Raw genomic sequence first — 21,097 nt, 5'->3', positions numbered from 1 at the left:
AATCGCAATAAAACAAGAAGAACTTGGCAAAGGAATGCTTGAAGATAAGTCCACTGCCAGAAGCTCTCCACCTATATTGGTGACAGTTTTGAGGATTCAGCCCCATAAACCGAAAAATAATGACGACGTACCATTATTTTCCTCGGCGAGTACTTCCCTCCTTAATGATCATCGGCTTTCGTCGCCTAACATTAAGTACCTAAGTATCGCACCTCTTCTGAATGCTTTATTAACCAGTGGCTAATAAAACAAAACCCCACTAAGTAGCGGGGCTTTGAAAGTTATCGTTTAGACGTCTAGCTGTCAAGCATTTAATAATTTATGAGTTAAATAAAACTGCCCATGTAATAAGAGCCTGCATATCCAACCGTGTAACAAATTAATAAATGCAGCGATAAACGCAAGTAGCTCATAAAGGTAAGCGCTTTAACTTTACTCATGGCAATAATACCCGCAGCAGAGCCAATGATAAGCATTGAACCGCCCACGCCCGTTGCATAAGTAAACGACAACCAATGTTGTTGACTCATTACTATATCGGCTTTTAATAATGCAGCAGTAAGTGGTACGTTATCGACCCCTGCTGATAATATGCCCATTAAGTAGTTTGCGTACTCTGGCGCCATTACCGTGTATAGGTCGGTAAATTTACTCAACATGCCAATTTCTTTTAATGCACCTACAAGTAAAAGTACACCTACAAAAAACAATAATGTGTCGTATTCTATATCGCGAACAAAATCGATTATGTCTTTGTTAATGTCTTTTTTACGCATTAAAAATTGCGCCACTAAAAACATAACTGATAAGCCAAACAAAAAGGTGAGTAAAGGCGGTACGCTGTAAATTACGCTAAGCGTAAGTGTGCTCACTACGGTAGATAAAAATATAACAGCAATGGTAATGTCGGTTTTTTCAATGCGGGTTTTACCCGCACCGGCAAATTCAACTCGCCCTTTCATACCGATAGACAGTAGCGCAGCTAACAGCATAACGCTTGCAAGTGCTGGCGCTATAAGCAGCAATAAATGAGCTATGGTTACTTTGCCATCTAAAAATATCATCAGTGTGGTTACGTCACCGGTTATTAACGATACCCCGCCTGAGTTAACCCCAAACACAATAAGCGTGGCGTATTTAATGAGTTTTTTAGGTTCAAGTTTTAACGACATAACAACCGCAAGCGATATAAGCGTGGCTGTTACGTTGTCTGAAATCGACGAAAACAAGAATGCAAAACCACCCACCAAAAACATCAGCTTTTTTTCGCTAATACTTTTTGGCATAACACGGTGCACAATATTTTCTATAAACCCCTTTGAATTTAAATACGCGACAAAGGTCATTGCAGCCATTAAAAATAACCATAGAGAGGCAATTTCTAAAATATTTTCGTTTAGGAGGTGTTGAATCGTATCGGGGCTTTGCCCGTGAAGAGGGTATATAAAAAGAAGAATCCAGCAAAGCGTACCAAAAAACAGCGTGGTTTTAGCTTTATTAACATGGATTATATCTTCTATAACGATCAGTAAAAATGCAATCGCTATCAGGGTTAGAATAATCGAGGAAACCATGGTAGTTAAACAACCTTTGATATAGTTTTAAAGAACACACAAATAACGTTCCATTTCATGTGCCTATTTTCGGCGCGAATTTTAGCACTGCCTCTATGCAAAAACTATTATTAAATGGTCTTAAAAACGAATACTATATACAGACAAGGTTAATTAAAAATACGTAATAATGAGTATGAACAGAATACTCAATAATAAAATACTAGGATGTTGTAACCTCTTATGATCCCAGCTAAAAAGCTACTAAACACCATAACCGAACATTGGGGTGTATTAGAGCTATTATTTAAACGTTTTAAAATGGCTGACTTTAGCCTGAAAGACGTACAAAACGCCATTAAACAAAAACAGCCTACATGGTCAAACGAGCGTATTTATAAAGAAACAAATCGTTTGTTAAACCAAGATATTTTAATTCCACTGGCTAAATCATCGCAGCTTGAAATAAATCGTGCCATTGCCGACTTTGCTACGTTTTTACTGCAAGAAGAACATTTAGGCTTAGCGCAAGAAATTAGCGTATTAGTCGACGACCTTGCACGTTTAGGTAATCGCCTAGATAACGCTGGCGAAATAGAAGACTTTGACGATTTACGCCGCTATAGCCGTATTATGGATGATCGGGTGCGTAAAATAATGAAGCTCTATGCGCACAACGAAAACGCCATTTTAAATATTGTTGAACAAGCTAAATCTAATAATGCGGTGCAATCGCTGCAAAAGCGTTATAAAGCGGTAATAGAAGCCTTTGACGAATACATAGAGCCAATGCTTGAAATGGTTGATATTCGTGGTGAGTTTCATGCATGTTTTACCCTCATTGAAGAGCAAATAAGTAAACAAATACTGCACATTGAGCGCTCAGGTAAAGCCTACAACGACAAACGCATGCTGGAGCAATTACGTACACGCATACTCGAAATGCATTTAGTGGGTAGAGAAAGCTTACGTAAAAGTGCCGATATGCTTATGCCGCTGCGCGAAGAGTTACGCCGTAATAACTTAATTACTCGCCAAGCAGCCAAAGTACTTGGGCTTGTGCGTAAAAATGGCGTAGACAACATGTTAAGTGCTGTGCAGCCACATTTTGTAAGCGACGCACAGCGATATTCGCTTGGTCAGCAACGCCATATTGTGGCTTACATGGCAAGCTTGGTTGAATTTGAACACGAAGAATACCAATTGCCTGACCAGCAAGACGTGCCTGCATTTGTTACGCCTAATATTCCTGACTACAACGATGTTAAAACCAGCTTTGCTAAGCGCTTTAATAAAAAACGCAAAAAACCGCAGCCCTTGCTGCAATTTTTAGACGAAAGCTACCCAGATCTCGATGCCGACGAAATGCTATTTTTGTATCAAAAATTAGTCAGCGACAGCGATATTAAAATAATTCAAAGCGATGAAAAAGCCCGCGTAAAAATTGCCGGTCAGCACTTTTCTTTATATCCATTTAATTCAGAGCCTCAGCCAGATTCAAAGGCAGGTAAATAAACCATGACACACATAAACTTAGACGAGCTAACCCATCTACAAACCATTAATAAAAAATTAGTAGCGGGTTATCACATTTGCGAGCAAGACAACGTAATGTGGCAAGAGCTTGACCAACACATAGAAGACTACACCGCCCTATTTACAGCCCTAGGTAACGATTTAAAACGCGACAGCCGTGGATTTTATTATTTTGGTAGCGACGAAAGCACACCAAATATGGGCAAGATATCTCGCGCTATCGCGCTCACTATTTACATTTTAATTGAACACTACGCCAATACGGGTAAAGACCCAATGCGCGCATTGTTTGACGACGTAAACGATTTAGAGCTTATGCAAACGCTGGTGCAAATTAACAAACACTTGTTTGATCAGCTTGAGATATTTTCGGGATCTGATTTACGTAAAGATGTTTACCTGCGCATGGTGCGCTTAGGTTTAGCCCGCGAAGTAGAAGGCGGCTTTATGCTACAAGCGCCAATTCACCGCTACATAGATGCACTCATGGAAGTAAACGAAGAAACCTATATTACAGAGGACGAGGAATGAAAAATCTATACGGACTAAGTAAACTCGCCCTACTTAACACCGCAGGCTATGCAAAATGTGTGATCCCGCTTGATAAAAGCAGCTCTATTTGCGCGCCCAATAACACAGGTAAAAGCTCGGTTATTAACGCCCTGCAGTTTCCGCTTATTAACGATTTACGCTTAACAGAATGGGACGGACACGATTTAGATGAAACCCGAAAGTTTTATTTTTCATCCGATCAGTCGTACATTTTACTAGAAGCTAACTTGCCTCATGGCTCGGTAGTAATAGGCGTTGCGGGACTTGGTAAAATTGCCGGTTACGCGCATCAGTACTTTTGTTATCAAGGAAAGCTTGATTTAGAGCAGTACACGCAAGGTAAAACTATTATTAAATTTACCAAGCTGTTCAACCATTTAAAATCGCTTAATTACAATCCTATTGAGCTTAAAGCACAAGAGCTCAACGCGCTATTGACTGGCGGCGCAACGCCTTTTGACGGCGACATAAACCTAAAAATGATCCCGCTTAATAATGTGCAAGACTCTTCTATTTATAAAGAAATATTTAGACGTATTCTTAACTTACACAAATTAGGCGCAAGCGACGTAAAACGCTTTATGCTACGCGTGTTTGAACGCCATATGTCGAACTCTAAGGTCGACTTTTATGAAGTATGGCGCCGCTCGTTTGATAAAGTAAATCGCTCAAAACGCGAACTAAAAGCCCTTGAGTCAATGCAAGAGCCAATAGCCGCGCTTGAATCAATGCTTGAAAACCAAACCGTGCTTAAAGGTAAATTAGCGGCGTATGCACCTAAAATTGACCAAGCACTGATTGATTTTAATACTTATCAAGAGTCGCAACTTAATGAGCTGGGTATAGCGCTTGAAGATATAGAGCACGAAAAACACGAGTTTGAGCAAAAGCAAAGCCTATACGTACAGCAATCGCGCGACATAGAGCGCAGACAAACACAAATTGAGCAGTGGTTTTTAGATTACGATGCGCTTAAAAGCGAATTTGAACTGGTAAATAAAGCCACCCTTAAAACCAGCCTGACTCAGTTAAAGCAAGATTACGAGTCGCTTTCGCACTCTATAACCAGCGCACAAGGGCAAAGCCTACACACGCTTGACTACCGCATTAGCGAAACACAAAAACAAATTAAGAGCTTAAAGCTGCAACTTAAAAACCTTGAGTTTAATTTGTTTACCCGTATGCGCGAAGATCTCTCGTTAAAAGAAGTAGAAGAAATATCGCGGATTTTAAACCCTGATATTCTCTCATTTGCGACCACCACTAATGGCGATATAACCATTGATGACGAAGATGCGTTTGGTGAATTTTTATCGCTACTTAGCGAAAACGTTAAAGGCGGTGTACTAACTCTGCCAGGTGCGAGCATTAAGCTTAAAAAGCTCTCGCCTGTGCAAATGCAAAGCGGCGAAAACAAAGAGCAATTAACCGCTCAGCTCAGTGCACTTGAGCATTCACTTAAAGAATTTAAACAACAACGCGATGTTGCAGCAAACGTTGCCGACAAGCAAAAAGAAAAAGACGCGCTATACGATGAACTAATGAGCGCTGAGAGCGCCCTAAAACGCTTAGAACAGTTTGATATAATGCAGCAGTCGGTTGAAGCGCAAGCCATGCTAAAAGAGCAGTTATTAGCTGAGCGCGAACAAGTTGACGACTACCTGCAAGATATTCAAAAAAATAGTGGCTCAATTGCTGACAGACGCTCGTTAATTAAATCTAAACAAGAGCAAATTAATCGCCAAACTGAGCGCTTACGCCAAGTTAAGAGCGAGCGAATTGATCACACTCTTGATTTATACAGCGGTAAAGTAACCCCGTACATGATTGATATTACAGTCGACTTTGATAACTTAAGCGACCTTGTTCATCATTTTAATAAAGACTGCCAAGAGCTGCGTAATTTTGACATAAACGTACGCAACACTTATTTGCATGTATATAACGCGGGTATTACTAAATTCGACAACGAAAACGACGAATACACTAAATACCAAAAGCTAATAAGCGCGTTTCATAACATTGATAACGAACGCGATGCTGTTGAGCGCCAAGCACGCGTTGCACTTACAGAAGTGGCCGCGACTATAAAAGGCTTGCGGGAAGATTTAGACCGACTTCGCCGGGAAATGAACAGCTTTAATAAAGGCATAAGCCAGCACCGTATTTCAAACCTGCAAGCGTTTAAAATTAACGTCATACCGCGCAAAATGCTGGTTGATAGTATAGATACCATTATCAGCACGTCGCACCAGTTTGAACAAGGCGACACGCTTGATTTACTGAGCCAAGAACCGTACAGCGAAAGCGCAGTAAACGAAGCGAAAGATCACTTAATTAAACTCGCTTCAGATAAAGCAGGTTTAACGCTTACAGATTTATTTGATATTCGATTTGAAGTGGTTAACCGCGCAGGTGAAACCGAACACTTTGAAAAAATAGATTCAGCAGGCTCAAACGGCACACGTATTACTATTAAGTTATTGTGTGGCATGTTGTTTATTCGTTACTTATTGAGTGACCAAGAACAAAACCTATACCGTATACCTATTTATATAGATGAAGCGGCCGACATTGACCCACAAAACCAAAAAGCAATTATAGAAACCGCACTAAGCTTTGGTTTTGTGCCTATATTTGCCTCAGTTAAGCCGCAAATAAGTTGTGACTATATTGTGCCTATTCGCTCAGTAAAAGACGGTGCACAAAACTGGGTGGATGAAAAAGATTGGATTGAAGTTGAACATTAAAGATTTACTGATGACTAATTAACAGAGGTTAATTAGTCGTTCAGCCCTAACAATTAGACTAATATTTAGGACGTTTAAATAATACACATTTAAACTATGTGTGTTATTTTAAATTAATGCATTTTATTGGAGCAAACGTAATGAAAAATATACTTATTGTTGCAGCGCTAGCACTACTTACAGCCTGTACACAAACCCCTGATTGGGATTACGATAAATCAGCCAACTTTAGTAATTTTAAAACATTTGCTTGGGTAGAAAACGCGAGCTTAACTAAAGACACAAGCAACTATCAAATTAATGGCCTAATGGAAAAACGTGTTCGCACTGCCGTTAACGCAGAGCTGAGCCAAACACTAGGTATGAGCTTAGTTGATGCAGCACAAGCTGATGTACTTGTTAACTATCATGCATCGGTAGATAAAGAGCTTGAAGTAGATACATTTAATGTAAACTACCGCCCGCATTGGGGTTATTGGGGTACTGGTTTTCAACGTGATACAACTGCGCGTGAATACGAAGTGGGTACACTCATTATTGATATTGTAGACCGCGAATCAAACCAGCTAGTATGGCGCGGCGCGAAAGAAGGTCGATTAAAGAAAAATCAATCGCCAGAACAACGTGAAGCATCAATTAATAAAACAGTGAGCGAAATTTTAAGTAACTTCCCGCCGCAAAAGCAGCAGTAAGTTTTAGCTCGTTTTTAAAAAGCTCACGTTATGTGAGCTTTTTTGTGGGTCTTTGTTTTTGGGACTTTTAAAATAAAGTAATTACGAGCTACGCTCGTCACGTCAGCAAGCTGCACGTCTACAAAAAACACCGTGTTAAACTTTACCGGTAGGCGCTAAGCTTGCTTGCGCAAGAAGCGCAGCTTCTAATTACTTATCTGTATGCGCTTACTCCAATCTAAATTACGAGCTACGCTCGCCACGTCAGCAAGCTGCACGTCTACAAAAAAACACTGTGTTAAATTTTACCGGTAGGCGCTAAGCTTGCTTGCGCGAGAAGCGCAGCTTCTAATTACTTATCTGTATGCGCTCACTCCAATCTAAATTACGAGCTGCGCTCGTCACGTCAGCAAGCTGCACGTCTACAAAAAACACCGTGTTAAATTTACGATTTATACTTATGCAATAACTCAAGCGGTATATGGCAATAATCATCAGGGTGATTAGTTAAGCGGTCTTGATGCTCAGGATCGCTTGGCACGTAGTTAGTTAGCAGCTCTACCCCTACCACAATTTTATCGGCATCACTTCGCTGCCTTATATAATTGCTAGCGACCTTTAAATAATCTTGGCTTTTGCTATAAATGGCAGTTCGGTATTTGGGGCCTACATCGTCGCCTTGCTTATTAATGCTGTATGGGTCGATAATTTCAAAAAAGTAGTCAAAAAGCATATTAAGGCTAACAACTTCAGAATCAAACGTGACTTTTACGCACTCTGCATAACCATCGTACTCACCTTGCGTATCGGTACTTGTGCCATTGGCACGTCCAGCTTCAGTGTTAATTACACCCGGTAAATGCTTTATAAATTCTTGCACACCCCATAGGCAGCCGCCTGCAAAGTAAATTGTGTTTAGCTGTTCTTTATTAATCATAGATTTTACCAAATTAGTTAACGTTGCGAATGAGTATCAAATGCAGTTTTTAAGATATTAATGTACAATCGCGCTCAAAATCGCAGTTGTTCAATTTAGCTATTTTATCACGCCTTAAAAATGTGTTTAGCGTTTAATTGTTACCGTAACTGCATATAAAAAGATGAGACACACAACATGAAACGTATCCCCCACTTTATACTTCCTGCAATGCTATGCAGCGTGAGCAGTTTTGCTTACGGCGAAGCTGTAACTAACAAAACTGAAGAATCATCAGCAATCGAACAAATAACCGTTGAGGCATCGCCCACTGCAAATAAACTCCCTGTAGGTACATTTGACTCTCCAATATCTAATTTAGAGTACGACCCGCGTGTTGATTTGCAATCACGTAATATGGCTGAAGCGCAGGCTGATGTAACTATACGCGGCGGTATTTTTGAAAATACCGGCTTTAGAGTTGGTAGTGCTACTTTACTTGACCCACAGTCTGGTCATTACTTTGCTGAAATTCCTATTGCACCGCAAATGCTTACCGGCCCCGCTATTTTAACAGGTGCCGATAACGCGCTTTACGGTATGAATAGCTCTGTGGGCACAGTATCGTTTGGTTGGAAGCCAATTGTTACCGGTGGCAGCATATCGCTTGGTACTGGCACTAATGACTTTAATTTACAAAGCATTCATGGCGCAAAAAGTACTAAGTTAGATAGCTTAAATAACTACACGCTTGGTTTTGAGGGGGAGTATTCTCATTCGCAAAGTGATGGAACAATAGATTTTGGCGATCACGATTTTACGCGTACAGCTGGTCGTGTTCAATTATTAGGCTCGCAATCTCAAACAGATTTATTTTTTGGTGCTCAAGATAAGTTTTTTGGTTGGCCAAATTTATACACCCCATTTGGTGTTAACGAAACCGAAGACCTAGAAACGCGCTTATTAATGCTAAACCACAAGCAAAATTATGCGCAGGATAGTAATTTTGAAGTGTCGGCTTATTACCGTAAGCACAACGATCACTATATTTACTCTCGCGAAAACCCCAACTCATTTGAGGCATTTCACAAAAGTGAAGTTAAGTCGTTAGGGTTATCAGGGCGTCATGCTCAAAGTGATGTATTTGCTGTAAATTACTCAATGCAGTTTATTGACGATTCAATTGAATCGACCACGCTTGAAAATAATTTCACCTCGCGTAACTATTATAAAGTGAGTGTATTGCCAGAATATAAAATGGCACTTGAGGGTAATAAACAACTTACATTTCGCTTAGGTGCTGCGTTTGACGATACAAATAGAGACGACTCTGAACTGTCACTTATTGGTGATGTAACGCTCAATACACAAAACAGTAACGGTTTTGATCGCACAGTTTATTTGTCGTACGCGCAGGCGAGCCAAGTAGCGGGTTATACCGCCATTGGCGGCAGTGATTCAGGTGGTTTATTTAGAAGTAATTACACCCTTGAGCGCGAAACGACTAAAAGCCTAGAGCTAGGTTTATTAGTTGATGAGCAAACTTGGCAACTTAATTCGGCTATTTTTTATCGTAAAGATGACAACTTAACCGATTGGACGTTTAATTTTGACTCAAGCTCTGCGCGATTTGCAAACCCTGTAGATATAAATACAACGGGCATTGAGTTCTTAGCAACTAAACACTTTGAAACAACCGAAATTGTAGCGAGTTACACCTACCTTCATAAATCAGAAAATTACGGTGCGGCAGATATTGATGCTAGTTTTTACGCATTAAACTTTCCTGATCACCGCCTAACACTCGGCGCAGTTTGGAATCCTACTGATATATTGCAGTTTAGAATAGATAACGAGTGGCGCAAACAGCACGAAAATGCGCTGCGCGGTAGTGACGACGATGCTTTATTTACCCATTTAACGTTAAAAATTACGCCGCCAATGCTAAAAAACTTATTTATTACTTTAGCAGCAGATAACTTATTGGGTGAATCGTTTGAAGAGATACCTGGTACACCAGGGCGAGGTGAGCAATATACGTTAAGCGCAACGTATCGTTGGTAGAATTGAGCTATCACATTCAAAGACCTGTTTATTTAAAACAGGTCTTTGAATAAATATTTAGCAAAGAATAAACGACATACTAAATATTAAGAGCTTTGATTACTCAGCTTATATTGAACCAGAACGACATTGTCTTTTTCTTAGCTCATTATCAATTTGTAAAGGGCGACTAAGCTCATCTGTAAGAACCTGCGAAACAACCGTACCGGTTTCAACTTCTTGTATCCAGATTGATATTTTATCCCCTTCCCTTTTTCTATTTAGCATGTAGCTTTTATCAGAATCTAAATTAACGTTAAAATTAACAAAAGCTTCTTTTTGACTATTTAAAACATCAGGGTTTGAAACACTCGCCTTTACCCATAAATCATGCTCACCACTGATATACTGCTTTGGTTCAGCCCATTGTGTAGGTTTTTTGTTAAAGCACATCAAGTGGACATATTCTAGATCTACTCCCTGCTCTCTTTTAAAGTTTTCGAGTCTAAAGTGGCCTTCTTTAATATCGGTTTTAATGGGTAAGTTTGAACAACCTAATAAAGTCACACCTAATGTAAATGCTGTAAGTAAATTTTTCATTTTTCTTTCCTTTTAAAAATTAAGATTGAACGAAATCACCTATAAATGAGATTTATAAAAAGTATCTTACAATTTCCTATATTAGCAACAAAATTAAATATGTCTAATATTTCGCCATTAAATAAATTAACGACTGCTTTTAATAACCTTATGAAGATTTTTATTAATAATATATTGTAAATAGATGTGTATTAAAAACGAGGATTAAGTTAGCTCTTCAAGCTCTGTAATAAGCGCTAGAGCTTGTGCATTTGTTGACCCGCACACATCAAGCGTGGCGCTAAAATCACTACATACTTTAGGTCGGCTTGAATCACCAAATAACTTACATAAATTACGTTCATCTAGCTGAATACAGCGCTCTCCGGCCTTTTTACCGTTTGGCATTCCTGGTATTGGGGAGCTAATACTTGGCGCAATACAGCATGCACCGCAGCCTAATCTGCAAGTCATTGATTCTGTTTTCATAATATCCTCTGTATAAAAAACACTTACTTTTATTCCTTTTTAAGAACGTAATTAGCCACACGCTAAGTTGCAATACACATATGTAATGCTTTGTTACATCTTAAAACGCCTTGTAAACACTTTATTGCGTATTATTGCTCTGTCACCACCAATTATGAAGGAATGCCTTGTGGCTACTACAAAACAAATAATACTCCCAATTGCAGTTTTAGCAGGCGGTATTGCTTTAGCTTTCGCCTTTATGGCCATGAAAAAGCCACCAGAAGAAAAGCCTGAGCAAGACATTCGACCTTTAGTTGCGACCCAAAGCATACTCTTAGATTCTATAACGCTCGATGTTAAATCGTACGGCATAGTAAAACCAAAAGATCGTACCGAATTAATAGCACAAGTAAGTGGGCAAGTTATTTTGGTGTCAGATCAATTTGTTGAAGGCGCGTTTGTAAAGCAAGGCGATATTTTAGCACGAATTGATGCAAATGATTACGAGGCTGACTTTATCGAAGCGCAAGCAGGTTTAGCTCAAGCAAGCTCAGCACTTGAAATAGAACGCGCACAAGCGCATGTAGCGAAAGCAGAATGGGAACGTATTAAATCCGACTCTAGCGATGCTATTGCATCAGAGCTTTATTTACGTAAACCACAACTGGCCGAAAAGCTCGCGCGTTACCGCTCTGCTCAAGCAAGTGTTAAACGTGCAAGCCGCAACCTTGAACGTACTTATATTAAAGCCCCGTACGATGCCATTATTAACGAGCGCACAATTAGCTTAGGTTCAGTAGTAAACCCAGGTAATAGTTTTGGTGCATTGAGTGCAACCTCAGTTGCAGAGGTACGTTTACCCGTTGCCGACCAAGAACTGCAATATTTAAAAAATGGCGGCGTAGGCTCAAATGTTACATTTAACGCAGAATACGCGGGTAAGCAAACAATGTGGCAAGCCAAAGTAATTCGCACCGAAGGTGTGGTTGATCAAACAAGCCGCATGAGCTATTTGGTAGCACAACTGGCAACACCTTACGGCGATAAAACGCGCCCTCTTCGTTTTGGTTCGTACATTAATGCTACCATTGAAGGTCGCCCGCTTGATAACGCAATTATTGTTGCGCACCACTTAGTTAAAGATAATAAAATTGTAATTTTAAATGACGATTTAACATTATCGTTTAAAACTCTCAATATTATACGCGAACAAAACGGCATGATTATAGCCAGCCAAGGGCTAAAAAATGGCGAGCAAATTGTTACCTCAGCGCTTGAGTATCCAACTGAAGGTATGGCAGTAAAAGTTGAAGATATTGCGCCTGATAAAACTGATGTAACTCAACTTGCGCTGAAAGAGGAATAATCATGAACACTCGTGAAACAGGGTTAATAGCATGGTTTGCCCGAAATCCCGTTGCTGCCAACCTACTAATGATATTTATATTAGTGGGCGGTCTTTTAATGGCGATGACCATTCGCAAACAAATGTTCCCACAATTTGAAAGCAACTGGATAAGCGTACAAGCAGTTTATCCTGGGGCTGCCCCGCAAGAGGTTGAAGAAGGAATTACGATTAAAGTTGAAGAAAACCTTGAAGGTCTTGAAGGCATTAAACGCCTAATTACCTACTCTAATCGTGGTTTTTCTCAAGCGTGGATTGAAATAGAAGAGCAATACAATCCACAAGAAGTACTTGATGAAATTAAAGTACAAGTTGATTCAATAAATACCTTTCCTGCAGGAATGGAACGCCCTGTTGTTCGCCGTGATAAGTTTGAGCAAGAGGTAATGATACTCGCGCTTTATGGCGACATGAGTAACTACCAGTTAAAAGAGCTTGGCAACGATATAAAAGATGAGTTACAAGCGCTGCCTCACGTTAACCTGGTTAATTTTAACGGCGGTTTAGAGTACGAAATTGGTATAGAAGTCAGCCCAGATAAACTGCGCGAATATGGCTTAACATTTAGAGATATTGCAGGCGCTGTGCAAAGCTTTTCGGCAAATATGTCGGCGGGGCAAATACGCTCTGAAAACGGTTATATTTCGATGCGTGTAGAAAAACAAGCCTACCGTGGCTTTGAGTTTGAAAGGCTCCCACTTATTACCCTTGCTGATGGCGCACAAATTTACTTAGGCGATGTTGCAACTATTAATGATGGCTTTGAAGAAGGCTTACAGTATTCAAAATACAATGGTAAAAATTCACTCTCGTTTGAAGTTAACGCATCAAAAGATCAAGACATTACCGATGTAGCAAAAGTCCTTAAAAGCTACATGGCCACTAAAGAGCCACTTTTACCTGCAGGCGTTAAGCTCTCCCCTATTGTTGATTTAACCTACTACCTTGAAGGTCGACTCGATATGATGGTCGATAACATGATTTGGGGTGGCTTGTTAGTAATGATAGTGCTGGCACTATTTTTACCGCTACGCTTAGCATTTTGGGTAATGATGGGCTTACCGGTTTCGTTTTTAGGCGCCTTTTTGTTTATGCCTATTGGCTTTTTAGACGTAACTATTAACCTAGCCTCTCTTTTTGCCTTTATACTTGTACTCGGGATTGTTGTTGATGACGCCATAGTTGTGGGCGAGTCAGCCAGCGCCGAAATTGAAAAGTACGGCCACACTCTTGATAATGTTGTACGTGGTGTTAAACGTGTTGCGATGCCAGCAACCTTTGGTGTACTAACGACCATTGCGGCATTTTTACCACAAACAATGGCAACAGGCCCTGGCGCTGCTTTTTCTAAGGCAATTGGTGGCGTTATTATTTTATGTTTGATTTTTTCACTCATAGAATCAAAGCTTATTTTACCTGCGCACATTGCAGCAATGAACCCACGTAAACCAAATCCTAAAAATCTATTACACCGCTTACGTATGGTGATTGATAGTGGCTTAAAAGGCTTTGTGAACAACTACTACCTTCCTTTTGTTGGCCGCTGTATTCACTATCGCTATACCGTAATTGTTGGCTTTATGTGTTTGCTTATTGTAAGCGCAGGTATGTTTGCAGGTGGTTTAGTTAAATTTGTACCAAACCCTAAAATACCGCACGACTTTCCGCGTATTGATATAGAAATGAACCTTGCTTCGTCTGAGCAAGCAACGCTTGAAACCGCACGTAAAATAGAAGGCGTTTTGTTAAAGGTCGATCAACAATTACAAGAGCAATACGGTAAACCGATGATCCGCGATTTATCGGTAAGTCTGCGCGGCAGAACGCAAGCAAACATTATGGCCATTTTAGTAGAGCCTGATTTGCGTCCTATCGACACCTTTGCCCTAAGTGCATTATGGCGCGAACAAATGCCCGCTTTACCTGGCGTTAAGACCATGACCATTCAAGACAGTATAATGAATGGCGGTCGAGATGATGGCGACGTTAGCTTTAAACTTGAAGGCAAAAATGCTGACGAACTAAAAGAAGTGGCAGGTAAATTAAAAGCCAAATTACAAACAATCGAAGGTGTTGGCGACGTAAACGACTCAATGCAAAGCGCCACTGACGAAGTACAACTTGATTTAAAACCACTCGCTTACAGCATGGGTTTAACGCTTGCTGATGTCGCATCGCAAGTAAGCTTTAGTTACTACGGCTTAGAAGCGCAGCGAATATTGCGTGAAGGCGAAGAAATTAAAGTCATGATCCGCTACCCAGAAGACGAACGTAACTCAATAAGTGACATTGCAAGTGTGCGTATTATTACACCTACTGGCGCTGAAGTTCCGCTAAGTGAAGTAGCCGAAGTTAAACTAGTTGACGGTGTAAACCGTATTCGCCGCGAAAACTCTAAACGTACTGTAAACGTATGGGCTGCGGTAAATACCGACCAAGCCGAACCCTTTGCTATTGCAGAAGAAATTCGTGATGAATACTTACCTACACTACTTAAAAGCTACCCTGGGGTTACGAGTGATGTAGCTGGGCGCATTCAAGAAGAGATGGACAGCGCCTCAGAGCAGCTTCGTGATTTTGGTATATCAATGATGATTATATTTGCGTTATTAGCGATTCCACTTCGTTCTTACTCGCAGCCACTTATTATTATGTCGGTTATTCCGTTTGGTGTAGTTGGCGCTATGTTTGGGCATATGATTTTAGGTATGACCATGAGTAGCTTATCGATGTTTGGGATTATTGCTGTAGCGGGTGTGGTTGTAAATGACTCCCTCGTTATGGTTGATTTTGTAAACAAAGCACGCGCCGAAGGTGTCGCAACTAAAGACGCTGTAATGCAAGCCGGTGCACGTCGCTTTAGAGCGATACTACTGACTTCAATCACAACCTTTATTGGGGTAATGCCAATTATTTTTGAAACGAGTTTACAAGCTAAAATAGTTATCCCAATGGCCGTATCACTTGCCTTTGGTGTGTTATTTGCCACCGTAATTACACTGATACTTATACCGTGCCAGTACGTTGCGCTAGAAGATGCTAAGCGATTAGTACGTAAAATGCGTGGCAAGCCGCCACTTGTAGATGCCCAACCAGCGCCTACTAATAGCTAAATTAAGTAATATCCCAACCAAAAAAGCTCGGCATACTCTATGCCGAGCTTTTTATTTTTATCTTAAAAATGATATTCACCTATTTCCTTCTATTACTTATTTTTTAGCACATAGACTCCATCAAAAGTCCTAATAATTGAGAGAAATATTGCTCGTTTTTTATCCCTAATACGTTATGGTATTTAAATAATAAATAAACATAATAAAATTAAGGAACAGCCATGAATACCTCGCAATCAGATCACATCCCTCAAGAAGCCTTTGATTGGTATGACGAATACGCACACGGTTTAATGGACCGACGTACGTTTATGAAAAAACTCGGTGGTTTAGCTGCGCTTGGTTTTTCGATGGCTGTACTTACATCAGCGCTATTACCTAATTACGCGCTTGCTGAGCAAGTCTCGTTTAATGATGACGATATTACGGCAACGTACGAAGAATTCGATTCACCAGACGGATATGGTAAGGGCAAGGGATATTTAGCCGTACCTAAAAACGTAGAAGGTAAGCTCCCTGTTGTACTTGTGGTACACGAAAACCGTGGATTAAACCCTTACGTAAAAGATGTAGCAAGGCGCTTAGCTAAGGTAGGCTTTATTGCGTTTGCACCCGATGCGTTATTTCCACTAGGTGGCTATCCTGGTAACGACGATGAGGGTCGTGCTATGCAAAAAACAATGGATCGCGCTAAAATTCAAAACGATTTTGTTGCCGCAGCGCACTTTTTAAAATCGCATGCTAACAGTAACGGTAAGTTAGGCGCTGTCGGTTTTTGTTTTGGTGGCTACATTGTTAATTACTTAGCGGCAGTAGATAGCAACTTACTCAGTGCCGGCGTACCTTTTTACGGCACTCCTGCCAGCGAAAGTTTACGTAAAAATATTAAAGCACCATTAATGATTCAATTAGGCGAGCTAGATAAACGTGTAAACGCGTCGTGGCCACAGTACGAACAAGACTTAAAAGCTAATAATGTTGAATACACTATGCATATGTACAAAGGGGCAAATCATGGATTTCATAACGACTCTACAGGTCGTTATGATAAAGACAATGCCGAGCTTGCATGGCAACGTACCGTTGAGTTTTTTGATAAAAAGTTAAGCTAAGTTAGCGAATAAAAAATAATGCCACCAGCTCTAAGCCGGTGGCATTATTAAAAATACTTAGTTTTTTATCAACTTTAAATTTTTTTGCTACGCATAACTAATAACGACAACAAAACGAGTAAATAAATACTCAAAGAGCCACCGCTACTAGAGCCATCTTTATTTTCGACTTTTGCAATTTTTTCTTCTTTAACACGTGTTTTAAACCTTGCTAGTTCTGCATCTAAATTAGTACTCATATCACTAACCGCTAGATTAAAACCTTCAGCCGACTTTTCAGATAACGTTTCATCAATACCTATTGCTGTTGTTCTTTTTTCAAGTTTACTTATACCTGGTGCTCTAAATAGCATTTTTCTACTTTTAATATCAAAAACAGCTGTATCCACAAAGGTTTGAATTGTATTTTCATTACCTGGAATAACGTACATACCCACTATTGTCCAATAAAGTAAGGCTGCATTATTTTCATAAGATTGCGTAACTTGATCATATGAAACCAGTGCCATTACATCTACATCGTAAAGCCTCCCGACTTGCTCGAGTGTTGCAAAGCCTTCACCTCCTTTTAAATAGGTACTTGGTATAACTTCAATGCGGTCAATGTAATCATATTGTAGAAATGACTTTTTTACTTTTTCGAGTAACTCAACTTGGTTTTGGGTCTCTAACCCGTCTGGCTGCCAGTTTTTAGACGGTACAAATGCAATTCCAACAGTAACAGGGAGTTTTAAAACAGGTATTTCAGGTTTATAGGTAGAGCGACTTTGTTGATCAGGATATAAGAAATCCATTAAGCTACTAGATTGCGTATTTTTACCTGTATTGTTGCTCACAAACGAACTACAAGAAGCCAGTAAGGTCGCCATAAAAATGATTATATATTTATTAAATCTCACATTTATTCCTTTTTATTTTTAATTTAATTCAGTTACGTGCCAAAGCTCACCCGATGGTCCCCATAAGTAAATAACGCTACCCCAAGGTTCTTTTTTTATACCCTCAAAGCGGATATCAAAACCGTTTAGGTTACTAATGAGTTCGTATGCTTCATCTATATTTAACACACAAAGTTGCAGCATTAAGTTTTCAGCAAACGTTTTATTATAATAACGCTGTAAAAAGAACGTACATTCGCCAAAGGCACACACATAAATCATTTGAGGCATCTTCAATCTTAAATCCAAGCGCTTTATAAAAGCGCTGAGATTGTCCATAATTTTTACAGGGAATAAAAATTCTAATATCATCAACTTGCATAACTCTTCCTTAATTAGCTCAGTACGCTTTTATTAATAATTCCTTTATTTACCAACTGTTGCAAAATAGCTTGGGATTTTGCTCTGCATGCATCACGTAGTAAACGCACCGCTGGGGTTATTGACTGCCTACTTGGGCAAATAAGCCAAAGTTCACCATTAACATATTGATAATTTGGCATAACAGTAACTACCCTGTCATTAAGTAAATCGTCAGCTATATCAAGTGCCGACTTTACAGCTAAGCCCTTACCCGCAACGCACCAGCGCCTGACTAAATCGCCATCGTTTGAGGCGCGCCTGCCATCCATTTTAACTTTATATTTTGACTCACCATCACTGAATTCCCACGTATTATTTATAATATCCTGCAACTGATAAAACAAACCTTGATGCGACGCTAAATCATCGGGATGCACAGGGCTTCCATTTTGTAGCAGGTATTCTTCGCTAGCACACAACAAGCGCGGTACGTTACAAATTTTAAAACCATAAACGCTTGCATCATTAGGCGAGCCATAACGAAGCGCTATATCAACTGAGTCACGGTAAAAGTCGATATTGCTATCACTTATATGGGTTCTTAAACTTAGCTTTGGATAAGTGTCCATGAGTTCATCAATCCATGGGATCACCAAGTTACGCCCTAAGTCAGATGAAAGTGCAACACGCAATTCGCCTTCTATTTCGTCGTGTTCACCTTTAAGGTTTTGCTTTGCGAGCTCAAGCACTGCCAAAGCCTGTTCACATTGTGGTATGTAGCGCTCCCCAGCAGCCGACAACCTTAAATGACGTGTGGTACGAACAAACAGCTCGCTACCAAGCGCTGACTCCACGCGTTTAATAGCGGCGCTTGCTGTGGCTGTACGCATATCTAACTTAGCCGCTGCGAGCGTAATACTTCTAAACTCAGCTACTTTTAAAATAAGTTTTAAATCTTCTATGTTCATATTATCTATTTATATTTGATAATGATTCAACGATTATGCGGTTTATCTACATTAAAGCAAGGTCTATTATATATCCATCAGCTAGCCAAAGCATGGCTTGCACCTTATACGTAAACAAATTAGGACATTTATTATGAAAGCCATTGGTTATAAAAAATCTCTTCCTGTTTCTAATCCTGAATCGTTAATTGATGTTGAATTACCACAGCCAGTTGCAACAGGTCGCGACTTATTAATTAAAGTTAAAGCAATTGCAGTTAACCCAGCAGATTACAAAGTGCGTGCATCTATGCCCCCTGCTGATGGTGAAGTAAAAGTTATTGGTTGGGATGCAGTTGGTGAAGTTGTTGCAATCGGCGATGCTGTAACGGCATTTAAACTCGGTGATGCGGTTTATTACGCAGGTGACATTACTCGCCCAGGTAGTAATGCAGAATTTCAATTAGTGGATGAGCGCATTGTAGGATTTAAACCGCAGAGCTTAAACGATGCTGAAGCGGCTGCATTACCCCTTACTGCAATAACAGCGTACGAATTATTATTTGAGCATTTAAACATTGTAAAACAAGCTGCTGATGCAACAACAAAATCAGAAGAGGTTATTTTAGTAACAGGTGCCGCAGGCGGCGTTGGCTCTATTTTTATTCAACTTGCTAAAGCGATTACTGGCGCAACGGTGATTACCACTGCATCGCGCGAAAGCTCTCAAGCATGGGTTAAAAAACTAGGCGCAGATTATGTCGTTGACCATACAAAACCATTACCTGCTCAAATTGACGCATTAAACATTGGCTCGGTAACACATGTAGCAAGCCTGCATAGTACTGATACTTACTTTGAAGCGTATACAGAGGTACTTGCACCATTTGGTAAAATTGCAATGATTGACGATCCTGAGTCATTAGATGTTAGCAAATTAAAAATGAAGAGTTTATCTCTACATTGGGAATTTATGTTTGCCCGCTCAATGTTTAATGCCAAAGATTTAATTGAGCAAAGTAAGTTATTAAATCATGTTGCCGATTTGATTGACCAAGGCTACATTCAAACCACGATTGGTAAAAATTTAGGCACTATAAATGCGGCTAACCTGCGTATTGCACACACAGAACTTGAAGAAGGTCGCTCTATTGGCAAAATAGTGTTGGAAGGTTTTTAATTCTATAAATATTACACGCCTTATTTATACCTGAATTGATTAAAGGCGCCAATGCAATTGGCGTCTCCAGCCAATATTTCGGGGTGGCTTTTGCTGTATTTATATTTATTAAAGAAACTATTACCTAATAATATTTGATAATGATTCAACCATATACCTGTTTATCATATTGTAATAATCCTCTACTATCCGCACATAGCTATATTGATAAGCCTTACGTTACGTAGATATATCGATTGTATTAAGTAAGTAGAGTGATTTAAAAGCACGATATTATTTTTGTAATAAATTTTTAAAAGGGTTTGTTTTTACTAAAACTGACTCAACATAGTAAATACTGGTAAAACACCTACTCAATGGAAAAACTAATGACTCACCCTATTATTAATGACTTAGAAAAGCGCTACACAGCAAAACGTTATGATGCAACGAAACGTGTATCTCAAGACGATTTAGCCGTTATTTACGAAGCTATGCGCCTGTCTCCTTCATCTATTAACTCGCAGCCTTGGAAATTCATCGTAATTGAATCAGATGAGGCTAAAGAGCGTATGCATAGTACATTTGCTAATAAATTTGCATTTAACCAGCCACACATTAAAACAGCTTCGCATATAATATTATTTGCTCACAACCCTAAATATACCCGCGATGATTACGCACAAGTAATTGATGCAGATATTAAAAATGGTCGTACTAAAGCAGAAAATCGCGAACAAGCTTTTGGTGCTTACGCGTTTGTTGATATGAATACTGATGAGCAAGGCGGTAATGAAGAGTGGACTAAAGCACAAACTTACATTGCACTGGGTAACACTATGCATGCAGCTGCACGCTTAGGTGTTGACTCTACTCCAATGGAAGGCGTAGATGCCGAGCTGATTGGCGAAGTTTTTGAAAAAGAACTTGATGGTTACGTATGCGACGTGGCATTAGTACTTGGCTATCACGATAGCGCTGAGGATTATAATGCTAAATTACCTAAATCTCGCTTAGCAAAAGAGCAAGTTATTCAGGTTTTATAAGTA

Annotated in this window: 16 protein-coding genes, 1 pseudogene and 1 riboswitch; of the genes and pseudogenes, 10 read left to right on the top strand and 7 right to left on the bottom strand. The window is 39.8% G+C overall.

The genetic code is table 11. From position 1 onward, the window contains the following. Positions 1–52: 52 nt before the first annotated feature. Positions 53–225: riboswitch (Lysine riboswitch) on the bottom strand. 101 nt (positions 226–326) lie between these two features. Further along, positions 327–1,574, bottom strand: coding sequence for a sodium:proton antiporter NhaD (gene nhaD, locus I6F45_RS15355; protein ID WP_197161002.1), 1,248 nt, complete (start codon positions 1,572–1,574; stop codon positions 327–329). Positions 1,575–1,796: 222 nt separating this feature from the next. Here nhaD and I6F45_RS15350 point away from each other — a divergent pair, with 222 nt between their 5' ends. From I6F45_RS15350 to I6F45_RS15335, 4 genes are all read left to right on the top strand, one after another. Continuing rightward, positions 1,797–3,068: a hypothetical protein gene (locus I6F45_RS15350; RefSeq protein WP_197160992.1), complete on the top strand. Its 1,272-nt coding sequence runs from the start codon at positions 1,797–1,799 to the stop codon at positions 3,066–3,068. 3 nt (positions 3,069–3,071) lie between these two features. After that, positions 3,072–3,620 (top strand): condensin complex protein MksE, encoded by a 549-nt coding sequence (locus I6F45_RS15345; RefSeq protein WP_165728258.1) that lies wholly within the window; start codon positions 3,072–3,074, stop codon positions 3,618–3,620. Further along, entirely contained in the window at positions 3,617–6,391 is a 2,775-nt protein-coding gene (locus I6F45_RS15340) for an ATPase (RefSeq protein ID WP_165739880.1), read from the top strand. Before I6F45_RS15345 ends, I6F45_RS15340 begins: the two co-directional genes overlap by 4 nt. A gap of 140 nt (positions 6,392–6,531) precedes the next feature. Next, complete coding sequence (locus tag I6F45_RS15335) at positions 6,532–7,083, top strand: DUF4136 domain-containing protein (protein ID WP_197160990.1); 552 nt, start codon at positions 6,532–6,534, stop codon at positions 7,081–7,083. A gap of 424 nt (positions 7,084–7,507) precedes the next feature. On the opposite strand, the gene I6F45_RS15330 is transcribed toward I6F45_RS15335, so the two are convergent. Next, positions 7,508–7,999 carry a peptide-methionine (S)-S-oxide reductase gene (locus I6F45_RS15330; RefSeq protein WP_231609679.1) on the bottom strand — a complete coding sequence of 164 codons (492 nt, stop codon included), beginning with the start codon at positions 7,997–7,999 and terminating at the stop codon, positions 7,508–7,510. A 177-nt stretch (positions 8,000–8,176) separates the two neighbouring features. Here I6F45_RS15330 and I6F45_RS15325 point away from each other — a divergent pair, with 177 nt between their 5' ends. After that, positions 8,177–10,042 (top strand): TonB-dependent receptor plug domain-containing protein, encoded by a 1,866-nt coding sequence (locus I6F45_RS15325; protein WP_197160988.1) that lies wholly within the window; start codon positions 8,177–8,179, stop codon positions 10,040–10,042. Positions 10,043–10,150: 108 nt separating this feature from the next. On the opposite strand, the gene I6F45_RS15320 is transcribed toward I6F45_RS15325, so the two are convergent. Further along, positions 10,151–10,621, bottom strand: coding sequence for a hypothetical protein (locus tag I6F45_RS15320; RefSeq protein WP_165739874.1), 471 nt, complete (start codon positions 10,619–10,621; stop codon positions 10,151–10,153). Between the two features lie 204 nt (positions 10,622–10,825). Continuing rightward, a complete protein-coding gene (locus I6F45_RS15315) occupies positions 10,826–11,089 on the bottom strand; it encodes a YkgJ family cysteine cluster protein (protein WP_165741452.1) in 264 nt (87 codons plus the stop codon). A 169-nt stretch (positions 11,090–11,258) separates the two neighbouring features. On the opposite strand from I6F45_RS15315, the gene I6F45_RS15310 reads away from it, so the two are divergent. The 3 genes from I6F45_RS15310 to I6F45_RS15300 all read left to right on the top strand — a co-directional run bounded on the left by I6F45_RS15310 (position 11,259) and on the right by I6F45_RS15300 (position 16,701). Then, positions 11,259–12,437 carry an efflux RND transporter periplasmic adaptor subunit gene (locus I6F45_RS15310; protein ID WP_197118857.1) on the top strand — a complete coding sequence of 393 codons (1,179 nt, stop codon included), beginning with the start codon at positions 11,259–11,261 and terminating at the stop codon, positions 12,435–12,437. 2 nt (positions 12,438–12,439) lie between these two features. Continuing rightward, positions 12,440–15,589, top strand: a complete 3,150-nt coding sequence (locus I6F45_RS15305) for an efflux RND transporter permease subunit (RefSeq protein WP_197118858.1) — start codon at positions 12,440–12,442, stop codon at positions 15,587–15,589. A gap of 221 nt (positions 15,590–15,810) precedes the next feature. Next, complete coding sequence (locus I6F45_RS15300) at positions 15,811–16,701, top strand: dienelactone hydrolase family protein (RefSeq protein WP_197160986.1); 891 nt, start codon at positions 15,811–15,813, stop codon at positions 16,699–16,701. A gap of 74 nt (positions 16,702–16,775) precedes the next feature. On the opposite strand, the gene rhlP is transcribed toward I6F45_RS15300, so the two are convergent. The 3 genes and pseudogenes from rhlP to I6F45_RS15285 all read right to left on the bottom strand — a co-directional run bounded on the left by rhlP (position 16,776) and on the right by I6F45_RS15285 (position 18,910). Beyond that, positions 16,776–17,570, bottom strand: a complete 795-nt coding sequence (gene rhlP, locus I6F45_RS15295; RefSeq protein ID WP_050582150.1) for a rhombotarget lipoprotein — start codon at positions 17,568–17,570, stop codon at positions 16,776–16,778. Positions 17,571–17,618: 48 nt separating this feature from the next. Next, positions 17,619–17,961: pseudogene (locus I6F45_RS15290) on the bottom strand (lactoylglutathione lyase). A 13-nt stretch (positions 17,962–17,974) separates the two neighbouring features. Next, positions 17,975–18,910, bottom strand: coding sequence for a LysR family transcriptional regulator (locus I6F45_RS15285; protein ID WP_197160984.1), 936 nt, complete (start codon positions 18,908–18,910; stop codon positions 17,975–17,977). 133 nt (positions 18,911–19,043) lie between these two features. Here I6F45_RS15285 and I6F45_RS15280 point away from each other — a divergent pair, with 133 nt between their 5' ends. Together I6F45_RS15280 and I6F45_RS15275 are read left to right on the top strand one after the other, a co-directional pair. Further along, positions 19,044–20,069, top strand: a complete 1,026-nt coding sequence (locus tag I6F45_RS15280) for a zinc-binding alcohol dehydrogenase family protein (protein ID WP_197160982.1) — start codon at positions 19,044–19,046, stop codon at positions 20,067–20,069. Positions 20,070–20,437: 368 nt separating this feature from the next. Next, entirely contained in the window at positions 20,438–21,094 is a 657-nt protein-coding gene (locus tag I6F45_RS15275; protein WP_165741009.1) for a nitroreductase family protein, read from the top strand. The last annotated feature ends 3 nt before the right edge of the window (positions 21,095–21,097 follow it).

The sequence above is a fragment of the Pseudoalteromonas sp. SWYJZ19 genome, from assembly GCF_015864375.1.
GTDB lineage: Bacteria > Pseudomonadota > Gammaproteobacteria > Enterobacterales > Alteromonadaceae > Pseudoalteromonas > Pseudoalteromonas arctica.
This window is presented reverse-complemented; position numbering and strand designations above follow the sequence as displayed.

What these genes read in the sequence shown, in the direction of transcription:
- rhlP (WP_050582150.1), bottom strand. Translation starts at nt 17,570, where the DNA reads ATGGCGACCTTACTGGCTTCTTGTAGTTCGTTTGTGAGCAACAATACA.
- I6F45_RS15345 (WP_165728258.1), top strand. Translation starts at nt 3,072, where the DNA reads ATGACACACATAAACTTAGACGAGCTAACCCATCTACAAACCATTAAT.
- I6F45_RS15340 (WP_165739880.1), top strand. Translation starts at nt 3,617, where the DNA reads ATGAAAAATCTATACGGACTAAGTAAACTCGCCCTACTTAACACCGCA.
- I6F45_RS15350 (WP_197160992.1), top strand. Translation starts at nt 1,797, where the DNA reads ATGATCCCAGCTAAAAAGCTACTAAACACCATAACCGAACATTGGGGT.
- I6F45_RS15330 (WP_231609679.1), bottom strand. Translation starts at nt 7,999, where the DNA reads ATGATTAATAAAGAACAGCTAAACACAATTTACTTTGCAGGCGGCTGC.
- I6F45_RS15275 (WP_165741009.1), top strand. Translation starts at nt 20,438, where the DNA reads ATGACTCACCCTATTATTAATGACTTAGAAAAGCGCTACACAGCAAAA.
- I6F45_RS15315 (WP_165741452.1), bottom strand. Translation starts at nt 11,089, where the DNA reads ATGAAAACAGAATCAATGACTTGCAGATTAGGCTGCGGTGCATGCTGT.
- I6F45_RS15280 (WP_197160982.1), top strand. Translation starts at nt 19,044, where the DNA reads ATGAAAGCCATTGGTTATAAAAAATCTCTTCCTGTTTCTAATCCTGAA.
- nhaD (WP_197161002.1), bottom strand. Translation starts at nt 1,574, where the DNA reads ATGGTTTCCTCGATTATTCTAACCCTGATAGCGATTGCATTTTTACTG.
- I6F45_RS15325 (WP_197160988.1), top strand. Translation starts at nt 8,177, where the DNA reads ATGAAACGTATCCCCCACTTTATACTTCCTGCAATGCTATGCAGCGTG.
- I6F45_RS15300 (WP_197160986.1), top strand. Translation starts at nt 15,811, where the DNA reads ATGAATACCTCGCAATCAGATCACATCCCTCAAGAAGCCTTTGATTGG.
- I6F45_RS15305 (WP_197118858.1), top strand. Translation starts at nt 12,440, where the DNA reads ATGAACACTCGTGAAACAGGGTTAATAGCATGGTTTGCCCGAAATCCC.
- I6F45_RS15320 (WP_165739874.1), bottom strand. Translation starts at nt 10,621, where the DNA reads ATGAAAAATTTACTTACAGCATTTACATTAGGTGTGACTTTATTAGGT.
- I6F45_RS15285 (WP_197160984.1), bottom strand. Translation starts at nt 18,910, where the DNA reads ATGAACATAGAAGATTTAAAACTTATTTTAAAAGTAGCTGAGTTTAGA.
- I6F45_RS15335 (WP_197160990.1), top strand. Translation starts at nt 6,532, where the DNA reads ATGAAAAATATACTTATTGTTGCAGCGCTAGCACTACTTACAGCCTGT.